The sequence below is a fragment of the Photobacterium sp. genome (assembly GCF_057456235.1).
Map to the genome: position 1 here is coordinate 19,584 of NZ_JBVCPH010000022.1, position 22,779 is coordinate 42,362.

25 protein-coding genes are annotated in these 22,779 nt (G+C 45.1%); 13 read left to right on the forward strand and 12 right to left on the reverse strand.

The window, feature by feature from the left end:
- Positions 1-5: 5 nt before the first annotated feature.
- Complete coding sequence (gene gntR, locus AC2204_RS18895) at positions 6-1,007, forward strand: gluconate operon transcriptional repressor GntR (protein ID WP_318927384.1); 1,002 nt, start codon at positions 6-8, stop codon at positions 1,005-1,007.
- A gap of 86 nt (positions 1,008-1,093) precedes the next feature.
- On the opposite strand, the gene AC2204_RS18900 is transcribed toward gntR, so the two are convergent.
- From AC2204_RS18900 to AC2204_RS18915, 4 genes are all read right to left on the reverse strand, one after another.
- Complete coding sequence (locus tag AC2204_RS18900) at positions 1,094-1,291, reverse strand: YtxH domain-containing protein (protein ID WP_318927386.1); 198 nt, start codon at positions 1,289-1,291, stop codon at positions 1,094-1,096.
- Between the two features lie 207 nt (positions 1,292-1,498).
- Positions 1,499-1,828 (reverse strand): hypothetical protein, encoded by a 330-nt coding sequence (locus AC2204_RS18905; RefSeq protein WP_318927387.1) that lies wholly within the window; start codon positions 1,826-1,828, stop codon positions 1,499-1,501.
- A 185-nt stretch (positions 1,829-2,013) separates the two neighbouring features.
- Positions 2,014-2,487, reverse strand: coding sequence for a hypothetical protein (locus AC2204_RS18910; RefSeq protein ID WP_318927389.1), 474 nt, complete (start codon positions 2,485-2,487; stop codon positions 2,014-2,016).
- A 246-nt stretch (positions 2,488-2,733) separates the two neighbouring features.
- On the reverse strand, positions 2,734-3,048 hold the full coding sequence (locus AC2204_RS18915) for a hypothetical protein (protein ID WP_318927390.1): 315 nt from the start codon (positions 3,046-3,048) through the stop codon (positions 2,734-2,736).
- A 359-nt stretch (positions 3,049-3,407) separates the two neighbouring features.
- Here AC2204_RS18915 and AC2204_RS18920 point away from each other — a divergent pair, with 359 nt between their 5' ends.
- Both AC2204_RS18920 and AC2204_RS18925 read left to right on the forward strand, forming a co-directional pair.
- Complete coding sequence (locus AC2204_RS18920) at positions 3,408-4,451, forward strand: GMP reductase (protein WP_318927391.1); 1,044 nt, start codon at positions 3,408-3,410, stop codon at positions 4,449-4,451.
- 398 nt (positions 4,452-4,849) lie between these two features.
- Positions 4,850-5,575: a carbonic anhydrase gene (locus tag AC2204_RS18925; protein ID WP_318927393.1), complete on the forward strand. Its 726-nt coding sequence runs from the start codon at positions 4,850-4,852 to the stop codon at positions 5,573-5,575.
- A 78-nt stretch (positions 5,576-5,653) separates the two neighbouring features.
- Here AC2204_RS18925 and AC2204_RS18930 read toward each other — a convergent pair whose 3' ends face one another.
- Complete coding sequence (locus AC2204_RS18930) at positions 5,654-5,908, reverse strand: hypothetical protein (protein WP_318927394.1); 255 nt, start codon at positions 5,906-5,908, stop codon at positions 5,654-5,656.
- 379 nt (positions 5,909-6,287) lie between these two features.
- Here AC2204_RS18930 and AC2204_RS18935 point away from each other — a divergent pair, with 379 nt between their 5' ends.
- Together AC2204_RS18935 and AC2204_RS18940 are read left to right on the forward strand one after the other, a co-directional pair.
- Positions 6,288-6,785, forward strand: coding sequence for a hypothetical protein (locus AC2204_RS18935; protein WP_318927395.1), 498 nt, complete (start codon positions 6,288-6,290; stop codon positions 6,783-6,785).
- A complete protein-coding gene (locus AC2204_RS18940; RefSeq protein WP_318927396.1) occupies positions 6,772-7,767 on the forward strand; it encodes a hypothetical protein in 996 nt (331 codons plus the stop codon). Before AC2204_RS18935 ends, AC2204_RS18940 begins: the two co-directional genes overlap by 14 nt.
- A gap of 151 nt (positions 7,768-7,918) precedes the next feature.
- Here the strand turns inward: AC2204_RS18940 and AC2204_RS18945 are convergent, their stop codons facing one another.
- From AC2204_RS18945 to AC2204_RS18965, 5 genes are all read right to left on the reverse strand, one after another.
- A complete protein-coding gene (locus AC2204_RS18945) occupies positions 7,919-8,206 on the reverse strand; it encodes a hypothetical protein (RefSeq protein WP_318927397.1) in 288 nt (95 codons plus the stop codon).
- 295 nt (positions 8,207-8,501) lie between these two features.
- The gene (locus AC2204_RS18950) at positions 8,502-10,244 is read right to left on the reverse strand and encodes a methyl-accepting chemotaxis protein (protein WP_318927398.1); all 1,743 of its coding nucleotides are present in this window, start codon (positions 10,242-10,244) and stop codon (positions 8,502-8,504) included.
- A gap of 274 nt (positions 10,245-10,518) precedes the next feature.
- On the reverse strand, positions 10,519-11,703 hold the full coding sequence (gene uxuA, locus AC2204_RS18955; RefSeq protein WP_318927399.1) for a mannonate dehydratase: 1,185 nt from the start codon (positions 11,701-11,703) through the stop codon (positions 10,519-10,521).
- A gap of 160 nt (positions 11,704-11,863) precedes the next feature.
- Positions 11,864-12,652 carry an FCD domain-containing protein gene (locus AC2204_RS18960; protein ID WP_318927400.1) on the reverse strand — a complete coding sequence of 263 codons (789 nt, stop codon included), beginning with the start codon at positions 12,650-12,652 and terminating at the stop codon, positions 11,864-11,866.
- 106 nt (positions 12,653-12,758) lie between these two features.
- On the reverse strand, positions 12,759-13,742 hold the full coding sequence (locus tag AC2204_RS18965; protein ID WP_318927401.1) for a TRAP transporter substrate-binding protein: 984 nt from the start codon (positions 13,740-13,742) through the stop codon (positions 12,759-12,761).
- 301 nt (positions 13,743-14,043) lie between these two features.
- Here AC2204_RS18965 and AC2204_RS18970 point away from each other — a divergent pair, with 301 nt between their 5' ends.
- The 8 genes from AC2204_RS18970 (at position 14,044) to AC2204_RS19005 (ending at position 21,754) form a co-directional block, all read left to right on the forward strand.
- Positions 14,044-14,556, forward strand: a complete 513-nt coding sequence (locus tag AC2204_RS18970; RefSeq protein ID WP_318927403.1) for a TRAP transporter small permease — start codon at positions 14,044-14,046, stop codon at positions 14,554-14,556.
- Between the two features lie 19 nt (positions 14,557-14,575).
- Entirely contained in the window at positions 14,576-15,877 is a 1,302-nt protein-coding gene (locus AC2204_RS18975; RefSeq protein WP_318927404.1) for a TRAP transporter large permease, read from the forward strand.
- Positions 15,878-15,952: 75 nt separating this feature from the next.
- The gene (locus AC2204_RS18980) at positions 15,953-17,416 is read left to right on the forward strand and encodes a fructuronate reductase (RefSeq protein ID WP_318927405.1); all 1,464 of its coding nucleotides are present in this window, start codon (positions 15,953-15,955) and stop codon (positions 17,414-17,416) included.
- Positions 17,417-17,478: 62 nt separating this feature from the next.
- Positions 17,479-18,903, forward strand: a complete 1,425-nt coding sequence (gene uxaC, locus AC2204_RS18985; protein ID WP_318927407.1) for a glucuronate isomerase — start codon at positions 17,479-17,481, stop codon at positions 18,901-18,903.
- On the forward strand, positions 18,900-19,868 hold the full coding sequence (locus AC2204_RS18990) for a sugar kinase (protein ID WP_318927408.1): 969 nt from the start codon (positions 18,900-18,902) through the stop codon (positions 19,866-19,868). Before uxaC ends, AC2204_RS18990 begins: the two co-directional genes overlap by 4 nt.
- Positions 19,865-20,491, forward strand: a complete 627-nt coding sequence (locus AC2204_RS18995) for a bifunctional 4-hydroxy-2-oxoglutarate aldolase/2-dehydro-3-deoxy-phosphogluconate aldolase (RefSeq protein ID WP_318927409.1) — start codon at positions 19,865-19,867, stop codon at positions 20,489-20,491. Before AC2204_RS18990 ends, AC2204_RS18995 begins: the two co-directional genes overlap by 4 nt.
- Positions 20,492-20,580: 89 nt before the next feature.
- Positions 20,581-21,240, forward strand: coding sequence for a hypothetical protein (locus AC2204_RS19000; protein WP_318927411.1), 660 nt, complete (start codon positions 20,581-20,583; stop codon positions 21,238-21,240).
- 1 nt (position 21,241) lies between these two features.
- Positions 21,242-21,754, forward strand: a complete 513-nt coding sequence (locus tag AC2204_RS19005) for a YgjV family protein (protein WP_318927434.1) — start codon at positions 21,242-21,244, stop codon at positions 21,752-21,754.
- A 110-nt stretch (positions 21,755-21,864) separates the two neighbouring features.
- On the opposite strand, the gene AC2204_RS19010 is transcribed toward AC2204_RS19005, so the two are convergent.
- Positions 21,865-22,242, reverse strand: a complete 378-nt coding sequence (locus AC2204_RS19010; protein WP_318927413.1) for a hypothetical protein — start codon at positions 22,240-22,242, stop codon at positions 21,865-21,867.
- Between the two features lie 8 nt (positions 22,243-22,250).
- Positions 22,251-22,718, reverse strand: a complete 468-nt coding sequence (locus tag AC2204_RS19015) for a NanQ anomerase/TabA/YiaL family protein (protein WP_318927414.1) — start codon at positions 22,716-22,718, stop codon at positions 22,251-22,253.
- Between the last annotated feature and the right edge of the window lie 61 nt (positions 22,719-22,779).

Below are 22,779 nucleotides of genomic sequence, written 5' to 3' on the forward strand. Positions count from 1 at the left end.
GAAAAATGGTAATTAAAAAGAAACGGCCGACCCTTCAGGATGTCGCGAATTTAGTGGGTGTAACCAAGATGACAGTCAGTCGTTTTTTGCGTAACCCCACTCTGGTTTCCGAGCCTCTGCAAACCAAAATTTCTGATGCCGTCGAAGAGCTAGGTTATATCCCCAATCGCGCACCTGATATCCTTTCTAATGCAAAAAGTAATGCGATCGGCGTACTGGTTCCGTCATTGAGCAATCAGGTTTTCGCTGAAGTAATACGCGGAATTGAAAAGATAACGGGGCCCGCAGGCTATCAAACCATGCTTGCCCACTATGGCTACAGTAAGACTCTCGAGGAACAAAGTATTGCTTCGCTGCTGTCATACAATGTGGATGGCATCATTCTCTCGGAAAGCTATCACACCGACCGAGCCCGGAAGATGCTCAAAACAGCGGGTATTCCTGTCATTGAAATCATGGACTCTGTATCGCCGGCAATCGAGCAAGCGGTAGGAATTGATAATCAGGCTGCAGCCAGAGCAATGACAACAACAATGATCGCCAAAGGGCGCAAGAACATTGTCTATTTCGCAGCACGACTGGATGCCCGCACTCGACTGAAAATGCAGGGTTACGAACAGGCAATGTTAGAGCATGGCTTAAAGCCGATCAGTTTACAGACTGAAGATGCCTCTTCCTTTACTCTTGGGGCAGCCTTGTTACATCAAATGTTAAGAGACTACCCTGATGCTGACGGCATTTTTTGTACCAATGACGATCTTGCCGTCGGGGCTATTTATGAGTGCCAGCGTTTGGGGATCAACGTTCCGCAGCAGATTGGTATTGCCGGTTTCCACGGTCATGATATCAGCCAGATAATGGTGCCTAAGTTAGCCACGGTGATCACGCCACGCGAACGCATCGGCCAAACAGCCGCAGAACAATTATTAGCACGTTTAAAAGGAGAAATGCTTAAAGAACCAATTATCGACTTAGACTTCCAAATCGCATCTGGTGAAAGCATATAATGGGGAATCGTGTAGCAGGAGCCTGCTAGGCCGAGTACAAACAATCCAAATTGGTAACGGTGTACCAATCGGTTTTACTCAATCATTTAACTCTGCAGTTCTTCCAATTTTTCGGCTAGCTCATCGGCGGTATCAGATGCTTGTTCTTTAGCGCCTTCATACATATTTTGAATCTGTTCTAGTGGACTCGCGTTAGTCGCATCTACGATCAGATCTTTGTAAGTCACACCAATATAAACACCGATGCACATACCTAGCAGCATTGTTACGATATATTTCAACATCGATCCATCTCTTATCATTTCCTTGATGATTCATAGTATCGGAAACAGGTGAAATGGCATACTGCCATCTGTCTCAAAACTAACAATTTACTGGTCTAGGAATATGACCGGTAAAAAAAGGCGGATGCACTCATTACTAGAACAAGACATTACCGCCTTTGCAAACATGGTTTCACACAGAGAAACGGCCATCATAATGGCTCGATGCTAGCGATTCGCGGGTCTCTCTGCGTAAACGTAATTATCACCCGATTTCTTATAAAACACATTTTCAACAATGGCATAAGAGGCACCCGCGATCACCGCAAAAGTTGCAATCTCAGGTAATCGAGAGCGGTGATAATGGTGTTGGGGTTGATTTACCACAACAACATTCTGAGAATAATGATGATCGTCGTGGTGATGATGGTGACGCTTCTTTTTATGTTTCACGACGACAACATCATGATGATGACCGCCGTGATGGCCTTTCTTTGCCCAGGCAAACGAAGGCAGGACAAATGACACCATTAATAAACAAGTGATGAGTAATTTCATAAGCTACTTTATGTTGTTATTGATAGTGAACATTGTATCTTTGAGTGCTCTGGCTATGTCAGCTTCAGGTCAGCAGTCTGTCAAATCTATCAACCAGACTCGGTTACAGAAAAGGTGTGAAATTTTAATAAAGCCTTCCCACACAATCTGGAGATCCCCGCCCCGAGTTCAGTGAATCCGTGATTTCAGCTTATTTGTCGCTGACACTGCATAGTAAAATGCTCAGCGGGCGTAATGTGATACCACATATCAAACTGCGCTTTATTTTCACTCAGTAAGTTCGGTTTAAAGAAAATACGGTAGCCGGTTAAGTCACGACGCTGGTCATAATCAAATGGGTTGGTATTGTAAGTATCAGTAATTATTTTGCGGTTCAACAGCACTGGCTTGAGTACATAATCCTGCCCTGTTTGCTTATAGCTGTAATCGACAAACAGGTTATATTCCAACTTCGTCTGTTTCTCTTCCTGATAGCGAATCCATTCTTGCGACTTTATCGTGCCATCCGGACGAAAATCATACCTTACCCAGCTTTGTTCACCTGCAGCAGCAACCTCTTCCGGTACGCACTGCCACAGCCCCACCATGTCAGGCAACGAAGATGACATAGCCATAACCGGAAACATTAACCCTGCAGCCAGTAAAAGTCTTTGCTTCATTCCTATGTCCTTTTAGTATTCTCTCGTACATTCTGCTAACAATAGCTTAACTTGCTCAGCGAACTCAATCATTGTATACCCAAACCACTCTCAGTCCTGCATCTTAAAATGACTTGAATCTCGCGACGCAACGATAGCCAGCATAAAAAAACGGAGTGGCCACAAGTCGGACACTCCGTTTTTATTTTATTACCATCACGGTCAGCTATTAGCTAAACACAGGCTTAGATAAAACAAGGGTGGTTTTTACCGCCGCCATTTTTTTAAGATCACGGAGATCGGCACGATAGGCCCCATCATATTCACCCGCAGAGGCGCACCGCCTAAACCATAATGAACTTCTGATGAGTCAGATGACGAATAATTATACTTATAGTTAAATTTATCCGTTGCTATATGCAACAAATCAAAATCCTTCCGGTGGCATGAAATATATGCCCGCCAATACATGGCATCGATGATTTCGTCTGGATGATCTGCCCGAATGATGAAGCGCCAACTTCCGTCTTCCCCGTAAAAATCAAGCGGGAATATCTTTTTAATTTTTCTTTTGCTTAACAAGGTAACCTATCCACATAGCAAGCTCTTGATACCAATCAGGTCAAAAAATCGACCCTTTCATTGTTTAATACTATTGGTAGAGGGAATTATGCAATGTTCCAGCGAGAATGGAAGAGGACAGGAAGAGAAAGAAGAATATTTTACTAAAATTCAGGATGCTGCGGGTTCAATCTTCGAAAGGATAACACAAAAAAAAACATATTATCAGACTTGTTAATTAACTTTCTGGGCCTATAATGCTGAAAACCGGAGCGTCTGCCAACGCTCCGGTTTTTTTGTGCCTGCTCATCTGACGCAATCGGTTATCTGCCAATAACCGGAAGGCTGAGAGCAATATTCGATAATACTAAGGAAATACTATGCGTATCGAACAAGACTTGAAATTGGGTTTTAAAGATGTACTGTTTCGTCCAAAACGTTCTACCCTGAAAAGCCGCTCTCAAGTCGAATTAACCCGCGATTTTACATTCAAGCATAGCGGTCGTCAATGGTCTGGCGTTCCTATTATTGCGGCAAATATGGATTCAGTCGGTAGCTTCGAAATGGCCGCCTCGCTTGCGAAACACGGGGTAATGACAGCCGTACATAAGCACTATACCGTTGAAGACTGGGCTGGTTTCATCGAATCCAATGAAGCTACCGTGTTAAACAATGCGATGGTATCGACCGGCACATCAGAAGCTGATTTCCAAAAAACCAAAGACATCATGGCGCTGACAGATGACTTAATCTTCATCTGCATTGATATTGCCAATGGGTATTCTGAGCACCTTGTTGAGTACGTACAAAAAGTGCGTGCTGAATTCCCAGACAAAGTGATCAGCGCAGGTAACGTCGTGACCGGTGACATGGTTGAAGAACTGATCCTTGCCGGAGCCGATATCGTTAAAGTCGGTATCGGTCCGGGCTCTGTCTGTACGACTCGTGTTAAAACCGGTGTTGGTTACCCGCAGCTTTCAGCCATCATTGAATGTGCTGATGCGGCACACGGCCTGGGCGGTCGTATCATCGGTGACGGTGGTTGTGCATGTGCCGGCGATGTTGCTAAAGCCTTTGGTGGTGGTGCAGATTTCGTTATGCTTGGCGGTATGCTGGCGGGCCATGTAGAAAGTGGCGGCGAAGTAATTCATCAAGACGGCAAAGCTTTCATGAAATTCTACGGAATGTCATCTCAGAGCGCGATGGACAAGCACTCAGGCGGAGTGGCTAACTACCGCGCCGCTGAAGGTAAAACCGTGCTATTGCCTTTCCGTGGTGAAGTTGACAATACCATCCAGGATATCATGGGCGGAATCCGCTCAACCTGTACCTACGTTGGCGCGGCGCACTTGAAAGAGCTGACGAAGAGAGCAACTTTCATCCGTGTTCTCGAGCAGGAAAACAACGTATACGGTAAAGAATAAACTCGGTATTTGCGAGTAATTAGAGGCCACTTTTTAGTGGCCTTTTTTGTGCCTAAAAACGGCCAGTGGCGACAGACAAAAAAACGTCCGTTATAGGTGGTGGGTGGTTAACTCACTTTACCGCTGCTTACATCCACCTCTGCGTTCTGTTCAATTTCGTCGACTACTGCATTAGCAATGCATGCAGGTTTGGTTGTGATTGCTCCGCCAATCGCGACTCCCGAACAATTCCGAGTATTAGAAAAGCATTATTGGCGTGGGACCCACTTACACTGAAGCAATGGCTACAATATAGCCTGAATGGAAGAAACCCCTAGTTGCTGCATGGAATTAGTTGACAGGTGCATTTTTTTTCATAATTTATTATGAGCTTTAACATTGAACTCATAGGTATAAAAATGAAAAAGACACAATTGGCTATAGCGGCGTTAGGTTTTCTGCTTTCTTCTTCTGCCTTGGCTGAAGGTAAGTGGAGCTATACAGGCGAGCATGGTGTTGAGCACTGGGGGGATACGCACCCGATATGTGCAGCGGGAAATAACCAATCTCCAATTAACATAACCCAACCTCTTGAAGTAGATCTTGCGCCGCTAAATATCCAATATCAGGGTAAAGTGACGGAATTGATCAACAACGGCCATACTGTACAGGCGAATGTTGAAGGGCTAAATACGCTGCTAGTTGATGGGAAGTCTTTCGACCTGAAGCAGTTCCATTTCCATACACCGTCAGAGAACTATATTAAAAACAAACAGTACCCACTTGAAGCGCACTTTGTTCATGCCAATGAGCAAGGTAATCTGGCTGTAGTGGCGGTAATGTTTGAAGCAGATCCAGCCTTCAATAAGAACTTATCTAACTTACTGACCGAAATTCCGTCGGAACACGATGAAGTAGAGTTGGATGCAGAGGTTAAGCCAAGCGAGTTGTTGCCGAGTACTGATTATTACTACCGTTTCAATGGTTCTTTAACTACGCCGCCATGCAGTGAGGGTGTTCGCTGGTTTGTTCTACAAGAGCCAGTGGCAGCTTCGACAAAACGAATTTCTATGCTAAGAGAGGCAATGGGAGCTAACAACCGTCCGCTACAACCGTTAAATGCACGTGTCGTAGTCGAGAAATAACGTCAGCAACCTTCATCAGTCATGATATAGCTCCGGTGATGAGGGAGCTATATCAAGCCTATAAAACAGCATCCATGACTACCTTATAAGCTCTCGTTTGATTCGCTGAAATTCACCACCATGATCTGGAAATTTCAGTTCCGACCTAATATCACCAAAGTTCATTGCGATTGTCATTTTTTCTTCGTCAATATAAAACCAAACAAGCTGGCTTTTGTTTATATAGGCCTCACGACTTGGACTATATTCGATTCCTCTTACTCCCCCAGACATTTCGATAAGATCTTTAATCCCATTCTTTAAACTGATTTTCATCACAGTATTATCAATCATCACTTCCCCTAAAAAATACTACCAAGCAAAGACTTACTGGGATTATCATTCAAGTACAAATCAAGTATATGCCATCAATTAAAAACGCAACACTTAATGTATTTCGTTCTCTATGGTCAATTGATGGCACTGAACCATTCCATTCTTTGTCTCTACCTGGACGGCAAGCGACGACTCAGCAGCCAGCAGGACTCTAACCATTTCCATTTGGCCCGCATCTCACTGCCCTTTCTTCTCTTTCATTACCAGCGCTAACGACCAGGCCCCGTCATCAGTACACATCACATACACTTACAAAAAGTATGTCTATAGTTATAAATAAGACTTCATACAGTGTACTGGTATGACAGCGATAAAATAACAAAAAGAGCGATGGTAAATGCCATGTAAAGCAGAAATATACCAACTGGCAGCAGCGCTATCCGCCTTGTTAGGAGGGCTGATACTCTATCTATTCGCACGCCCCGCAGAAAGTATCTACCTTTTCGCTCTGTTTTCTTACTCCCACTTCCCAGATTACAATTTGCTTGGAGTCTTCGGCCAGTGGCTACCCAGTCTTGTTCACACCTATGCCTTTATCCTGCTTACGGTGATAACTGTTGGCAATGGCCCACGGATAATCTTCATCAGCTCTCTTTTTTGGGTGGGAGTTAGCTGGATATTTGAACTCGGCCAACATCCGGCTATCTCCGCTCGATTGATGAAGCATATTCCTCCATGGTTCTCAGAAATACCGTTCTTGGAGAACAGTGCCAACTATTTTCAACGCGGAACCTTCGACCCACTTGATCTATTTGCAACACTTATCGGCGCTTTTGCCGCATGGCTAACGTATCAAATAACCCGGAGAAGGAGTCACAACGATGAAACTGAATAATACAGCGAAGCAACCGCTTCGTTACCTTATAACAGGGTTCATTATCGTCATCGGTCTGGTCATGATTATTAGTAGTGGCGGCGGTGGTGGTGGTGGTGACGGTAATATCATCTATTCCGGCTCGACCGAAATGGCGACTATCAGTGCCGACAACGCAACCGAGTTGGCGGTAGGTGCCTTAATGGGTGGCCCGGCGATAAAGATCACCTCAGCGAGCAGGACGGATATTGCCAATAGTGATGAAAAGGAGAGCTTCTTACAGAGTAGCGCGTTATTGCACTTTTGGCCGACGATGTCAGGACTTGAAAATTTCACATTCTCGGCGAAGACGTCACCTGAACCACGGACCATTCTCACGGAAACTAATACATTTGATGGTAACTGTGGAGGCCGCTTAACTATAACGATCAATCTGGACGATACAAACGGCAATTTTACCGGTACTCAACAGTATGACCAGTTCTGTGAAGATGGCGAAACGGCTAACGGCACTATCACTGTTTCAGGCTCTGCCAACCTTGTGACATTTGATATTATTGCTATCGAAATGGCTTATAGCCAGCTGTCCTTGGAGAATAGTAGCAGTTCGGTCACAATGAGCGGTACAACCAGCGTTAATTTCTCCTCCTCCACCCTCTCACTGACAATGAACGGCCTGATCCGGAACAACGATACGGGCAAGGTCTATAAAGTAGCAAATTATGATGTATCTCTGCTTGAGGGAGAAACGTGGATTGAAATGACTTTTTCTTCCGGCCGGTATTATCACCCCGACTATGGCTACGTGGAAGTCGAATCAAGTACACCGTTTATGCAATATGATAACAACGTCGGTCCGTCTTCCGGCGAACTCATTATCTTAGGCATCGGAGAGACTAAGGCGTCGTTGGTGGCACTGACAGCCGACACATTCGAGGTTACAGCCGATACCAATGGAGATGGCACTTTTGATTGGAGTTCCGGTACCCTCTACTGGCTCTAGGCATTATGGCGCCAACTGCCAATGCCTGCTGGCTAGGTCGCACTGAACACTATAACGTAGCGTTGGATGTCGATAAATAACGTACGCAACCTTTGTAGGCCATGATATAGCTCCGCTGATTAGGGAGCTATATCAAGCATATAAACTGCATTTACGACTGACTGGTAAGCTCGCTTTTGACCCGCTGAAATTCACCACTATGATCTGGGAATTGTAATGTCGACCAGGCATCACCAAAGCTCATGGCGATTGTCATTTTTACTTCATCAACCTTAAACCAAACAAGCTTACTTTTATCAATATAAGCCTCTCGATCTACACTGTATTCAATCCCGCGCGCAGGTACTTCGAAGAGGTCTTCAACCTCGGCCTCAGGCGTTTCAAAAAGGTCTTTTACGCCATTCTTCAAGCAAATTTTAACAAAATTATTATTGCTCATGACTCTCTCTAAAGAATAATTTCAAGTAAAAAATCGGGGGGATTATCCTTCATTTCACATAATAAATCATGAGGTATCACACACAAAAAAACATATGCCATCGAAAAAAATCCCCAGCAGATGACTCAATTGGGGATCGGTGTTTCAGAAAACATGACTCGAATGGTTGATTATCTTGTTTCGCTTAGATAGCTGATGCGCAATCCCTTTATCGCAGGCTGCAGGCAAGCCTGAAGAAGACCACTCTCGCTGAAACGAGCCTCTTGAAGCTGCTTATAATCTGTTGTTAAAACAGCTAACTCAGTTTAAAACGACCGACAACATCATGAAGCTGGGTATTGGTCTGGTTTAACTGATGAGTGCTGTTTACGGTTTCCTGCCCATTGTGATTAATGTTGTTAATCATCTCCCGAATGGCCGTCATATTGCGGTTAATTTCAACCGTCACTGTACTTTGTTGTTCAGCAGATGCCGCGATCTGTGCCGTTAAATCGTTAATCTCAACTACGGATCCGGTCATTGAATCGAGTGAATCCATTACCCGAGTCGTATTTTCTGCTGTGTGCTGACAACTGGCTTTTGTCGTTTCCATGGCGCTGACAACCTTGCTGGTCCCATTTTGCAGTTTAGCCAGCATGTGGTTGATTTCAGTCGTACTCTGCTGTGTGCGCGCGGCCAATGCCCGTACCTCATCAGCGACAACGGCAAAACCACGGCCCTGTTCACCGGCTCGAGCAGCTTCAATCGCGGCATTCAGTGCTAACAGGTTGGTTTGTTCAGCAATATCACCAATAACCCCCAACACAGAACCAATCTGCGACGCATCATTATTCATGATCACAATAGACTCTGACATACTCTCCATTTCGCCCACTAAAGCTGAAACACTTTGCACTGCTTCTTGCACTACAATTTTTGACTGCTCGGCCTCATTGTTTGTTTTCTGTGTCAGCTTAGCCGCACTCGCCGCACTTTGCGCAGCAGAGTCAACGGCTGAGCTCATTTCGGTGATTGCAGTTACTACCTGTTCGGTCTCTTCAGAATGGGCGGTTAACAATGTCTGGTTGGAATCGGTCTGCTCACGCAACTGATTGATTTCAGAACTAATAAGGTGACTGGATTGGGCTACATCCAGCATCATTTCCTGAAGATTAGCAATGAATTGGTTAATACCGGCCGCAATTTTACCAAGATCGTCCTGCGTATAGACATCCAAACGACGGGACAAATCGCCGTTGCCTTGCGAAAGCTCAGTCACGATATTACGCAGGGAAACAATCGGTTTAAATGCCATGTTAATAGCAGCAATACTGAGTGGAATAATCGCTAGGACAGCAACTAGCAAGGCAATAGTAATGGAATTGTTAAGGATGTCAGTGTTTTTCTGAATGTAAGCCTTGTCAATATATCCGGTCAAGCTCCACTTCTGGCCACCAACATCAAATTCACTTGGCAGGGGAATAAGATCACCCGCTTTTTTGTTTGAGAACAGTACATTATTATTAGCGTCAAGCAGTTCCATATAGCTACCATCTATTGCTGTTTTTTCCAATAATGCCTGAGTTTGGCTGAGATCGATAAAAAATATGTCTCCGATCCCTTTTTGTCTCGGTACAGTGATAGTGATCAGTGGCTTATCTTCATCATAGAAGACATCGCTTACAACAACGGACCCGTTAGCGTTTTCTACTTGATCAATATATGACTGGGCCTCATTGCTATCATCAACACTGCCATCAGGTGTAAAAACCAAGTCACTGACCACTTTTACTATATTATTAAACCCCGTTTTTTCTTGTGTTTTTTTTATTGCTGCCAGACCAAAGTTTAAGCTTTCAGTTAAAATTATTTTATTGTTTATGTCTTCAATCAAATTATCTTTTATTAAGTTAACCTGAGATTTTATATTTGTCGTATCGGTCTTATAGATATAATTGCTAATATAATAATTGACACTGAAATAGGATGTGACAATTGTAATCAAAATAATAGCAATGAACATGGAAAATATGTTCATTTTGAAAGATAGTTGCTTCATGGCTAGTGATCCTTTTTACCCACCGAATAGATAACTCATCTTTCTGAAGATATTTATCGTTAACTAAGGTACGTATTTAAAAATAATTACAACATCACGATTCGAACATTAATGGTTTAAGGTCTAGACGTAATCAAAGATAGGAACTACAAGGATTTATCAAGTGTGACAGTTTTTAATCTTGTGAAGGCAAACATTAACACCATGCTAGCATGGTGTTAATGTTTATTTTATAAATACGAGATTACTAATTGTTATTTTAATTGTGAATAACTTATTTATGGAAGAAAGTTCGCTTTAATGCCATTTCCAAGCCGCGAACTTCGGCAAGCCCTTTCAAGCGACCTATCGCAGAATACCCCGGATTAGTTTTCTTCTTTAGATCATCCAGCATCTGATGGCCATGATCTGGACGCATCGGGATCAAGCGGAGATCACCGGCTTCATTGCGGCGCTGCTCTTCTTTTAGAATTTCCATCACCACATTATACATATCAACATCGCCATCTAGGTGGGCGGCTTCATGAAAGCTTAGCTGATTATCTTCACGTTGCGTTGAACGTAGGTGAGTGAAGTAAATACGATCCCCGTGTTGTTTAATCATATTGACTAAATCATTGTCACCACGGACGCCATAAGATCCGGTACACATAGTAATACCATTCATCTGGCTCGGAACTTCTTTGGTCAGCCAGTCAATATCATCTATAGTCGAAACAATTCGCGGCAGCCCTAAGATTGGACGCGGTGGATCATCAGGGTGAACCGCCATCTTCAGCCCGTTTGCTTCACAGATAGGCATCAGTTGCTTAAGAAAATATACCATATGCTGGCGAAGTTGATCTTTATCGATCCCTTCATATCGATTGAGCTGCGCCTGGAACTCTTCCAGTGTATAGCCTTCCTCTGCACCAGGAAGCCCTGCAATAATATTGCTGGTCAGTTTGGCAATTTCGGCTTCCGACATATTATCGAAATATATTTTTGCCTGTATCTGCTCTTCATTCGAATACGACTGTTCTGCTCCGGGACGTTTCAATATATACAATTCAAATGCCGCAAAAGCAATTTGATCAAAACGTAATGCTTTAGAGCCATCTGCCATTTCGAATTCTAAGTCAGTACGTGTCCAATCTAGAACCGGCATGAAGTTATAACATACTGTATCAATACCGCATTCAGCTAAGTTATGTAGTGTTTGTTTATAATTATCAATCCACCGCTGAAAATTCCCCGTCTGAGTTTTGATTTCTTCGTGAACAGGAACACTCTCGACAACTGACCACGTCAGTCCTTTCGCTTCAATTAATGCTTTACGCTTTTGTATTTCTTCTTTCGTCCACACATCCCCATTAGGAATATGATGAAGCGCATTAACAATACCCGTTGCACCAGCCTGACGAATATCATCTAGCGATACAGGATCATTAGGGCCATACCAACGCCAGGTTTGTTCCATGATAATCACCTTTTATAAACATACCTAACCCGCTCGAATAATATTTCAAGTTAAGTATTTAACGACTTTAATTAACGGCCACTTAGATGTGACAGTCCTAAGTAAAGGCCAATAAGGATATTGGCCTAATTTTATTTACCGCTACATCGCAGTATCGATATTATTTTTCATCCCCAAGAAGGACGACAGGATTAGAACTGAAGAGATAACCATCAAAATTAGGATCATCAATATCGGACAGTTCTAATAATCGTTGTTTTACATTTTCAAGGTGTTGCCACATGGCGTTTTTGGCAGCAATTGGATCTTTCCTTTGCATCGCAGCAAGGATACGAGCATGGTCATCTAGCCACTCTTCGCGATAAGCTTGATCGACAATATGGGAATGCAGTTTCTTCCACATAGGGCTTTGCTCACGACGATCCCAGGAATGCTTCAGCATATCCACCAGTACTGAGTTCTGGGTTGCCTCAGCAATACACAGGTGGAATTGTTCATCACCGTTACAGTTTACCGAACCACAAGCGATTTCATTTCGCTCAAGCTCCAGGGCTGCACGCATTTTAACAATATCTCCCGGTGTCACCTGAATCGCTGCAAACTCTGCAATATTACTTTCCAGCAACTGCCTCGCCTGGAGCATTTCAAATGGACCTGCATCATCACTTATCACATTTTCGCGGCTATTGTTATCACTCGGAATATTCAGGACATACACACCCGAACCTTTCTTTACTTCAACGAGATTTTCAAGCTCAAGCATAATGATGGCTTCGCGCACGACCGTACGGCTGACATTCAGTCTTTCAGCAATGTCACGTTCCGGCGGCATGCGATCACCCACTTTGTAGTGCCCGTCGATTAATTCCCGTCTCATTACCAACCCTAACTCTTGGTAGGGTCTTTTTGGTTCAAAAGGCATCATGATGATATTGTCACTATTTTCCATTGCACTCTTACGCCATCATAATGACCAAATAAAATTGGTCAACCTGTATATGTTAAAGTGTTACAACACCTTGATTTTTTTCTGCTAAATAAAGCAATTCTCAATGTTATTGAACGGCTTTGATACGCTCAACAACTTTGCTTAGCTCTGGATTAGATTCATCCAGCGTGTCGTACATCGGTTGCACGGCCTCGACGAATGCCGTTTTGTTTGGCGTAATAAATTTCACGCCCATTTTTTCAGCTTTCGCTCGCTCTTTCTCTTCAGACTGAGTCCATAGCGACTTCATCAATTCCATAGAGCTCATTGCTGCCGTTTTTAGGGCCTTGCGATTTTCTTCTGACAAACCATCGTATGCTTTGGTCGAAATAACCAGCACATCAGGAACCATCGTGTGCTCGTCTAAGCTGTAGTATTTAGACACTTCGCTGTGACGACTCAGGCTGAACGATGGGATATTGTTTTCAGCAGCATCAACAACACCTTGCTGAAGCGCGGTATATAACTCGCCGTATGCAAGTGGAGTCGGGCTACCGCCAAGTGCTTTTACCATATTAATTGCTGATGGACTCGGCTGGACACGGATCTTCAAACCTTTAAGATCAGCAGGCGTATTGATTGGCTTTGAAGTATAGAAGCTACGTGCGCCGGCATCATAATAGGTCAGGCCAATGAAGCCACTGTCACGGGATGAAGCCAGAATATCTTCACCGACAGCACTTTCTTTTACATTGGAGTAATGTGCTTTGTCACGGAAAAGATAGGGTAAGTTAAAGGCTGAGTAAGCCGGTGCAAATGCTTCCAGTTCTGCCGCATTAGTCTTAACCATATCCAGCGCACCGTTCTGCATCAGCTCCATAGATTCACGCTGGGTACCAAGCTGAGCATCCGGATAAATACGAATGCGTACGTCACCATCAGTCAGTTTACGAACCTCTTTTGCCATATGATCCATCGCTTTATGCACAGCATGGTCACGTGGGTGGTTATGACTTAGCTTCAATGTGGTTGCAGCAAACGCTGAAGCTGAGGCACCAATTGTTAACGCTGCACCGATTACAGCAGTAAGTACTCTTTTACGCGTCATCATTGTTATATCTCCGTGAGATTGGTTGTCCATTTTGTAGGGTACATTTGAATACGGGGCCAATATTGACGTCAACACGGCAAGCAGTCAAAACAAAAACATCAATTGGTTGACCTAAATCACATTAAACCCCCTAAAATTGGTCGACCAATGTAAATGTGAACCACGTCACATGACAAATCATCCACGTTTCTTATAATCCATCCCAGAAAAGAGTGTAACGACTGTATAGCTGAGTAACCCCCTTTACTTATTGGTTAACCAAAATTCAGTTAGTACACTCCCTCATATAAAGGAACTAAAGATGAATAAATTGGTTGGATATGTAAATAGAGGGCTGGCAATGTTCACCGTGTCTCTCTCTACCTTCCTGGTTTTCTGTGTTATTTGGCAGGTAATTTCTCGCTATGTCATAGGCAAACCAAGCACAGTTACGGATGAACTGGCACGTTACCTGTTTATGTGGGTCGCATTAATTGGAGCGGCATACACCACTGGCCTCAAACGCCATCTGGCGATCGACTTGCTTACCATGAAGCTAAGTGGCAAACGAAAACTCATTAATGAAATATTTATCCAGCTGGCCATTGCTGCTTTTGCTTTCGTTGTTCTGGTCTACGGCGGTACCAACCTCGCCCTGAAAACCTTGACGACCGGACAGGTGACACCAGCACTAGGCTTTGAAATGGGCTACATCTATTTCTGTCTGCCGATTAGCGGTGCATTAATGATTTTCTACTCGGCAACTTTCACCGTTGAAAAATGCAAGCAGCTCGTATCCGGTAATTCACTCGCCGCTGATACTCAACAAAACTAATTAAAAAAGGAATTCCATCATGGAATGGCAAGTCATTCTTACTTTATTTGGCAGCTTTGCAGTTCTTCTCACGTTGGGGATCCCGGTTTCATTTGCTATCGGTCTTTCTTCACTGGCAACGATTATGTTGAGTTTACCGCTTGAACCCGCTATCGCCGTGGTATCACAGCGTATGGCAGCAGGCCTTGATAACTTCGCCCTGCTGGCCATCCCGTTCTTTATCCTGGCCGGTAACATCATGAATCAGGGCGGCATCGCGATTCGCCTGATCAACTTTGCAAAAGTGCTGGGAGGCCGTCTGCCAGGCTCGCTGGCGCACGTAAATATCATGGCTAACATGATGTTTGGTTCAATTTCCGGTTCGGCGGTTGCCTCTGCGGCAGCGGTTGGCGGAACCATGTCACCCCTGCAGAAAAAAGACGGTTATGATGAACACTTCTCTGCGGCCGTGAACATTACCTCCTGCCCGACCGGCCTGCTGATCCCGCCAAGTAATACACTTATCGTCTTCTCATTGGTATCCGGTGGTACGTCTATTGCCGCCCTGTTCCTGGCCGGCTATATTCCTGGTATTTTGATGGGGCTGAGCCTGATGCTGGTCGCGGGTTTTATCGCCAAGAAACGCGGTTACCCACTGGCGCCAAAGCCAAGTCTTTCAGAGGTTTGGAATACCTTTATCAAAGCCATGCCTTCTCTGCTGCTGGTCATTATCATTATGGGCGGGATCATCGGCGGGATCTTCACTGCTACCGAAGCCTCAGCGATTGCCGTCGTCTACACGTTCGCACTGGCGGTACTGATCTACCGTGAAGTAAAGCTGCGTGACTTGCCGGGCATCATTCTCGAATCGGCGGTAACAACTTCGATTGTGCTGTTGCTGGTAGGCGCATCAATGGGGATGTCCTGGGCAATGGCGAACGCCGATATCCCTTATATGATCGCCGATGCTCTGCTGGCTGTGTCAGAAAACCCTGTGATGATCCTCCTTATCATCAATCTGATCCTGCTGATTGTTGGCATCTTCATGGACATGACGCCTGCGGTACTGATCTTTACGCCAATCTTCTTGCCGATTGCACTGGACCTGGGCATTGACCCAGTCCACTTCGGTATCATGATGACCTTTAACCTGGCGATCGGTATCTGCACTCCGCCGGTAGGCAGCGCCCTATTCATCGGGTGCTCAGTAGCAAAAATATCTATCGAGAAAGTGATCAAGCCGCTGCTGCCATTCTATGCAGCCCTGGTTGCCGCCCTGCTCGCAGTCACCTTCATACCAGAACTCAGCCTGTTCCTTCCGAGGCTAGCACTTGGCTACTGAGGCCTGAATTAAACACCACACCATTCACCAATACATATCTCGCGGGTAACTGCCGGCGAGATAAAGGAAGTAAAAATGACAAACATTGCAAATACAGACGTTAATGCTCGGGTTATTCGCCCAAATTACGACAGAACGGCCCTTAAGAGCCGTATCGTTCATCTGGGTTTTGGTGCGTTCCACCGTGCCCACCAAGCATTGTTTACCAATGAAATGTTGGAAAAAACCGGCAGTGATTGGGGCATTTGTGAAATTAATTTGTTTGGTGGCGAAGACCTGATCACTCAACTTCGTGAACAAGACCATTTATACACGGTAGCGGAAAAAGGCGCTGACGCCACAGCGGTTAAGATGATCGGCTCTGTTACTGAGTCCCTGCATCCGAAGTTTGATGGCCAGCAAGCCATCTTAGAAAAAATGGCACAGGAACAAGTCGCCATTGTTTCAATGACTATCACTGAAAAGGGCTACTGTGCAGACCCGAGTACCGGGCGCCTTGATAAGAACAACGCCCTGATCAAAGCCGATTTAGCCAACCCAACAGCGCCTAACTCCGCAATTGGGTATATCGTCGAGGCATTACGTTTGCGTCGAGACCGCGGCTTGAAGCCGTTTACTGTAATGTCTTGCGATAACGTACAAGAAAACGGCCACGTCGCCCGCTCTGCCGTGTTGGACTTCGCCAAGCTTGTTGATCAACAGCTGGCAGGCTGGATTGAAGCCAGTGTCACCTTCCCGTGCACCATGGTTGACCGCATTGTTCCTGCGGCAACGCCTGAAACATTAGCAGAAATTACGACCCTGGTTGGTGTTGAAGACCCGTGTGGTATTGCCTGCGAGCCTTTCCGCCAGTGGGTTATCGAAGACAACTTCGTCAACGGCCGCCCTGACTGGGATGTTGCTGGCGCTGAATTTGTTACCGATGTGGTACCTTTTGAAGAAATGAAACTGCGTATGCTAAACGGCAGTCACTCTTTCCTCGCTTACCTTGGCTATCTTGGTGGCTATGCCCATATTTCAGATACCATGACCAATGAAAGCTACCGCAAGGCCGCTTTCGACATGATGATGAAGGCACAAGCCCCAACGCTTAACATGCCTGAAGGTACCGACTTAGAAGGGTATGCCAAACTGCTTATCGAACGGTTCACCAACCCAAGCCTGAAACACCAGACTTGGCAAATCGCGATGGACGGCAGCCAGAAGATCCCTCAGCGGATGGGTGGTTCGCTGCGCTTCCACTTAGAAAAAGAGACTGATTACAAGTGGCTGGCAATGGGCATCGCAGGCTGGATGACCTACATCAGTGGTGTTGATGAAAAAGCACAACCGATTGATGTGCGCGATCCAATGGCCGATCAATTTAAATCCATCTACCAACAACACGGTATCAATACCTCGGTCGTTAAAGAACTGCTCGGTATTGAAGCCATCTTCGGTACCGACCTGATCAGCAACGATAGCCTTGTTACCGAAATTACAAAAGCATACCAGCAGATCATCATTAAAGGCGCTCGTGCTGCGGTTGCCTCTCTGTAATCATTTTCTTCTTCCCCTCAGCGAGACGCCGTCTTGTTGAGGGGAATTTATTGGAGCCTTGTATGAAAGCATTCCTATGTGAAGATTTTCTTCTCTCTAACGAAGTCGCGCGTCGCTTATTCCACGATTACGCTAAAGACATGCCAATTTACGACTATCACTGCCACCTGAATGCTCAGGAAGTCGCGGAAAATCGTCGCTTCGATAACCTTGGTCAAATATGGCTGGAAGGCGATCACTATAAATGGCGTGGAATGCGCGCCGCCGGTATTCCGGAAGCACTGATCACCGGCAAAGATACAACGGACTTTGACAAGTACATGGCATGGGCCAAAACGGTTCCTCAGACGTTAGGTAATCCCCTCTATCACTGGACTCACCTAGAGTTACGCCGCCCGTTTGGCATTACCGGCCAGCTATTCGGTCCCGCAACCGCAGAAGGTATCTGGCACAAGTGTAATGAGATGCTTGCCAGCCCTGAGTTCTCTGCCCGAGGCATCATGAAGCAAATGAATGTGGTGATGGCTGGTACAACCGATGACCCAATCCACACGCTAGAACACCACAAAGCGATTGCCGAAGACGAAAGCTTCGATGTCGAAGTGGCACCAAGCTGGCGTCCAGATCGTGCGTACAAAATAGAGCTCGAGGGTTTTGCTGAGTACATGCAACTTCTAAGTGAAGCCGCCGATGTTCACATTACCTGCTTTGCTGATTTGCTGACGGCACTTGACCGTCGCCTTGATCACTTTGCTGCTCACGGCTGTCGTGCTGCTGACCATGGTATTGAAATTGTCCGCTACGGCAAAGTACCTGCTGAAGCCGCATTGAATGCCATGCTGACACGTCGATTAAACAACGAGAGACTAACAGAGCAGGAAGTTGACCAGTTCAGTACGGCGGTGCAAGTTTGGCTAGGAAAGCAATATGCCAAACGCGGCTGGGTGATGCAGCTGCACATTGGCGCACAGCGTAACAACAGCACCCGCATGTTCAAGCTACTTGGCCCGGATTGTGGCTTTGATTCTATTGGTGACCGCCCGTTTGCCTTCCAACTCGCCTCGCTGCTGGATGACATGGACGTCACCAATGAACTGCCGAAAACGATTCTGTACTGCCTCAATCCTCGCGATAACGAAATGATGGCGACCATGATCGGCAATTTCCAGGGTGGCGGTATTGCCGGCAAAATCCAGTTTGGCTCAGGATGGTGGTTCAATGACCAAAAAGACGGTATGGAGCGCCAGATAGAGCAGCTTTCCCAGCTGGGCCTGCTTAGCCAGTTTGTCGGAATGCTGACAGATTCTCGTAGCTTCCTGTCGTACACTCGCCATGAATACTTCCGCCGTATTCTGTGTAATACCATTGGTGGCTGGGTGCAAAATGGCGAAGTGCCGAATGACTTGGCTATGCTTGGCAAACTGGTACAGGATATCTGTTGCAACAACGCAAAAACCTACTTTAGGTTGCCAGGAGAAGTAGCATGAAACGCATCGCAATTATTGGCGAATGCATGATTGAGCTCAATGGTGCCCCTTTCGGTGCCATGGAGCAGGGCTACGGTGGCGACTCGCTTAACACCGCCGTATACATGGCGCGGACCGCGGGGCAATCGGTAGCGATCGATTATGTCAGCGCGCTGGGATCTGATGCCATCAGCGACGGCATGTTGGCACGCTGGCAGCAAGAAGGCGTCAATACCGAGTGTGTACTGCGCGATCCTGCCCGTCAGCCAGGTTTGTATCTCATCCAGCTGGACGATGAAGGTGAACGTACCTTCCTATACTGGCGCAATCAATCGGCTGCTCGTTTTATGCTCCAGCACCCTTTGTTTGCTACGGTAGAAGAGCATCTGCACAGTGTTGATATGGTTTATGTCAGTGGCATTAGCCTCGCTATTTTGCCTCCAGCCGATCGTCAACGCTTATTAGAACTGTTGGAAGATCTTAAAAAGAATGGCACAGAGATAGCCTTTGACTCCAATTACCGCCCCGCTTTATGGCAAGATGCTGAAGAGGCCCGTACCTGCTACGAGCAGTTGCTGCGCATCACGGATCTTGCTCTGGTTACCGATGACGACGAGCAGGCGCTATGGGGAGACAAAACGTCCGATAGCACATTGAGCCGCTTACAGCGTGCCGGTGTTGGCCAGGTTGTGCTCAAGATGGGTGCGCAAGGTTGTCACTACGTCAACTTTGCAACCGGCGAATCCGTACATATCGACACCACCCCCGTCGCTAAGGTTGTGGATACAACATCGGCGGGTGATTCATTCAATGCGGGTTTTCTAGCGGGGTATCTCACCAATAGAACACCGCAAGAATCCGCTCTTCAGGGCCATCAACTTGCTGGTACTGTGATTCAGCATAAAGGGGCAATTATTCCCGTATCGGCCACTGAATCAATCAATTTCAACATAACAACGAAGACAACCAAGGAAGTAACACAATGAGTACTGTCTCTGAACAACTAGCTGCCATTAAAGTAATCCCTGTAATTGCCATTGACCGTGCAGAAGATATCGTTCCTCTGGGCAAGGCCTTGGCCGAGAATGGTCTGCCTGCGGCTGAAATCACCTTCCGTTCAGATGCTGCCGCTGAAGCCATTCGACTCCTTCGTGAATCTCAGCCAGATATGTTAATTGGTGCCGGTACGGTGCTAAACCGTGAGCAGGCCATTGCCGCTAAAGAAGCCGGAGCGACCTTCGTCGTGTCACCGGGCTTCAACCCCAATACGGTAAAAGCCTGCCAAGAGATTGGCATTGATATCGTACCGGGCGTTAACAATCCTTCAACTGTTGAAGCTGCACTTGAAATGGGCATTACCACGCTGAAGTTCTTTCCTGCTGAAGCATCTGGCGGTATCAATATGCTGAAATCCCTGCTTGCTCCTTACACACAGGTGCAATTTATGCCGACAGGCGGGGTGAATATTAATAATGTGAAAGACTACCTTGCGATTGATCGCGTATTTGCTTGCGGCGGCACTTGGATGGTTGATAAAAAGCTTATTAATGAAGGTCGTTGGGACGAAATCGGTCGCTTAGCACGAGAAGCTGCTGACCTGGTTAAATAAACATATACCTTAGCCAGTTAAAATAACCGTAAGGCTTCCTACAGGAAGCCTTACTCGTAATCTCAATAAAAATAATGCAAGGGCAATAAATGAAAATTGCTTTTCTTCATACTCTATCGTCAAATATCAATCTTTTTAAACCTTATATAAACCAGTATTTATCTAATACGGATAGAAGCTTTACCGTAGAAGTAAACCATCATCTACATGAAGAATTGTTAAAAGAGGCGATGACCACGGGTATTACTCCGGAACTTCGCAACAATGTCATTAGATCGATTGAAACAATCGCGAAACAAGGCGTTGATGTTATTGTATGCACCTGCTCTACCATTGGCGCAATGGCAGAAGAAACGCAGATAAATGGCTGCCGTATATTGCGTGTTGACCGTCCGATGGCTGAAGCCACAGTCCAATATCAGCGCGTATTAGTACTGGCAGCAGTGGCCAGCACGCTGGATCCCTCTCTGAATTTATTAGAGCAAGTCAGAGGATCACATTCGACACACATCGACTCAGCTCTCGTCCCTGATGCCTGGGCTTTTTATTTTGCCGAAGACTACGAAAACTATGCGCGTACCATTGCTCGCTATATTAGTACGATCGAAGCAAAATATGATGTGATTATGCTTGCTCAGGCGTCCATGACACCCGCTGTAGCTTATTGCCAACCTTCCTCTGCATCAATATTAACAAGCCCTGAAACCTGTCTCCAATACCTTCTGCATCAGGTAATAAACAATGCCTGAAATGCCCGAACTCAACCTTGCACAAAGTATAGGCTTAGTTGCTTATTTTGTTGGTGTCACCGCATTCTTTCATCAGGATGGAAATAAATTCCGCCTTCACTTAACCTTTTTTCAGGTCATTATTTGCATCCATTTTATCTTTATGGGTGCGATGACCGCAGCCTTTGGTTGCGCAATAAGTGCCGTAAGAAGCTATGTGTCAACCCGGACTGATTCTAGCAAAGTCATGTGGGGGTTTATTGCTTTGTTGTGGATAATGGGAGTCTCTAACCTCCAGCACAATTATGAACTGCTAACACTCGTTGGTGCTTCAGTCGCCACATGGGGTTTATTTAAGGCTCAGGGCGTCCATATGCGCTTACTCATTTTGTTTAATTCACTTTGTTGGTTGACTAACAACCTATTGCTCGGCTCTATCGGCGGTAGCTTGATGGAGGCCACGTTTATCGTAGTCAATATTATTACCATTAGTAAGTTACTTAGGCGTAATCTAGCGGTAACACAAAATGATTAGCCAAAAATTCAAACAAAAGAAAAAAGAGTTCATGATAATAATTAAACATGAACTCTAAATTAGCATAGTCATCATAAATCAAACATTCATATAAAGCCTAATTTATAATATCATTTAGCTATCAACTTATTTTTGTATGCTTTCATTCCAGGAACATAAGTTAATTTATCCGCTGACATTTTATTACCATCAGGCATTTTAATATGAGTTACAGCCCATATTACACACCCCTCATTCAGATTGAACAGTACCCTTGTTTGAGCAAATAACTGACCATCATCAAAAGCATTGCTCACGGCCATTGCTTGACCAGACCAGCTCTCATTCACAATGTGCTGCTTGAACGGTAATTCAAGTGTTAACATTTCCGGTTCAACATCTTTAATCACTTTCATAAAAATGCGTGTACCTGAGCCGTGTTTCTCTGTCCATAATTTATGAGGAATATTCTTGTCATTCCAGCTTAGAATAGAAATTTCTTGGTTCATATTATTACCTAGTTAATTAGTGACTTATCTATTTTTATTACCGCTTTTCTAACTGGTCCAGGTTGTTTCACTGCAATCAATGGTCGATGTGGTTGGCCGGGATAGAAAATCACAAAGTCATTTTTAGTTAATGTGATATATTTTTCATCGACAACGGCCTCACTAAACGCCACATCTTTTTCTGTCAAAAGATCATCTTCAATTTCATTAAAAGGATGGAGGCTATAACCGAACATTTCTTCACCTTCAAGAACGATTTGTACATCAATATATTGTTGATGTATTTCCGACCGTCTTTTTTCTAAGTGTTCTGTTCTGTCATTGACGACAAAAAAAAATACGTTATTCCCATCTAAAGGATAAGTACCGTTATGAACGTTACTTTCCAGTCTATTTTTCACACGGGAAATAATTTCTATTAACTTAGGTGACAAGCTTGAAATTAATGATAATTGGTTCAGGTTTCCTGAAAACAAGTTGACTCCTAATATATTAACATTTAAAAGCAATAGCTAAGCTATGGTAATACTAACCACT

Excerpts from the sequence above, each read along its gene's own strand:
- uxaC (WP_318927407.1), top strand. The coding sequence starts at position 17,479 with ATGAAAGCATTCCTATGTGAAGATTTTCTTCTCTCTAACGAAGTCGCG.
- AC2204_RS18945 (WP_318927397.1), bottom strand. The coding sequence starts at position 8,206 with ATGAGCAATAATAATTTTGTTAAAATTTGCTTGAAGAATGGCGTAAAA.
- AC2204_RS18950 (WP_318927398.1), bottom strand. The coding sequence starts at position 10,244 with ATGAAGCAACTATCTTTCAAAATGAACATATTTTCCATGTTCATTGCT.
- AC2204_RS18965 (WP_318927401.1), bottom strand. The coding sequence starts at position 13,742 with ATGATGACGCGTAAAAGAGTACTTACTGCTGTAATCGGTGCAGCGTTA.
- AC2204_RS18980 (WP_318927405.1), top strand. The coding sequence starts at position 15,953 with ATGACAAACATTGCAAATACAGACGTTAATGCTCGGGTTATTCGCCCA.
- AC2204_RS18905 (WP_318927387.1), bottom strand. The coding sequence starts at position 1,828 with ATGAAATTACTCATCACTTGTTTATTAATGGTGTCATTTGTCCTGCCT.
- gntR (WP_318927384.1), top strand. The coding sequence starts at position 6 with ATGGTAATTAAAAAGAAACGGCCGACCCTTCAGGATGTCGCGAATTTA.
- AC2204_RS18970 (WP_318927403.1), top strand. The coding sequence starts at position 14,044 with ATGAATAAATTGGTTGGATATGTAAATAGAGGGCTGGCAATGTTCACC.
- AC2204_RS19010 (WP_318927413.1), bottom strand. The coding sequence starts at position 22,242 with ATGAACCAAGAAATTTCTATTCTAAGCTGGAATGACAAGAATATTCCT.
- AC2204_RS18935 (WP_318927395.1), top strand. The coding sequence starts at position 6,288 with ATGCCATGTAAAGCAGAAATATACCAACTGGCAGCAGCGCTATCCGCC.
- AC2204_RS18975 (WP_318927404.1), top strand. The coding sequence starts at position 14,576 with ATGGAATGGCAAGTCATTCTTACTTTATTTGGCAGCTTTGCAGTTCTT.
- AC2204_RS18940 (WP_318927396.1), top strand. The coding sequence starts at position 6,772 with ATGAAACTGAATAATACAGCGAAGCAACCGCTTCGTTACCTTATAACA.
- AC2204_RS18995 (WP_318927409.1), top strand. The coding sequence starts at position 19,865 with ATGAGTACTGTCTCTGAACAACTAGCTGCCATTAAAGTAATCCCTGTA.
- AC2204_RS19000 (WP_318927411.1), top strand. The coding sequence starts at position 20,581 with ATGAAAATTGCTTTTCTTCATACTCTATCGTCAAATATCAATCTTTTT.
- AC2204_RS18930 (WP_318927394.1), bottom strand. The coding sequence starts at position 5,908 with ATGATTGATAATACTGTGATGAAAATCAGTTTAAAGAATGGGATTAAA.
- uxuA (WP_318927399.1), bottom strand. The coding sequence starts at position 11,703 with ATGGAACAAACCTGGCGTTGGTATGGCCCTAATGATCCTGTATCGCTA.
- AC2204_RS18900 (WP_318927386.1), bottom strand. The coding sequence starts at position 1,291 with ATGTTGAAATATATCGTAACAATGCTGCTAGGTATGTGCATCGGTGTT.
- AC2204_RS18925 (WP_318927393.1), top strand. The coding sequence starts at position 4,850 with ATGAAAAAGACACAATTGGCTATAGCGGCGTTAGGTTTTCTGCTTTCT.
- AC2204_RS18910 (WP_318927389.1), bottom strand. The coding sequence starts at position 2,487 with ATGAAGCAAAGACTTTTACTGGCTGCAGGGTTAATGTTTCCGGTTATG.
- AC2204_RS19005 (WP_318927434.1), top strand. The coding sequence starts at position 21,242 with ATGCCCGAACTCAACCTTGCACAAAGTATAGGCTTAGTTGCTTATTTT.
- AC2204_RS18960 (WP_318927400.1), bottom strand. The coding sequence starts at position 12,652 with ATGGAAAATAGTGACAATATCATCATGATGCCTTTTGAACCAAAAAGA.
- AC2204_RS18920 (WP_318927391.1), top strand. The coding sequence starts at position 3,408 with ATGCGTATCGAACAAGACTTGAAATTGGGTTTTAAAGATGTACTGTTT.
- AC2204_RS18990 (WP_318927408.1), top strand. The coding sequence starts at position 18,900 with ATGAAACGCATCGCAATTATTGGCGAATGCATGATTGAGCTCAATGGT.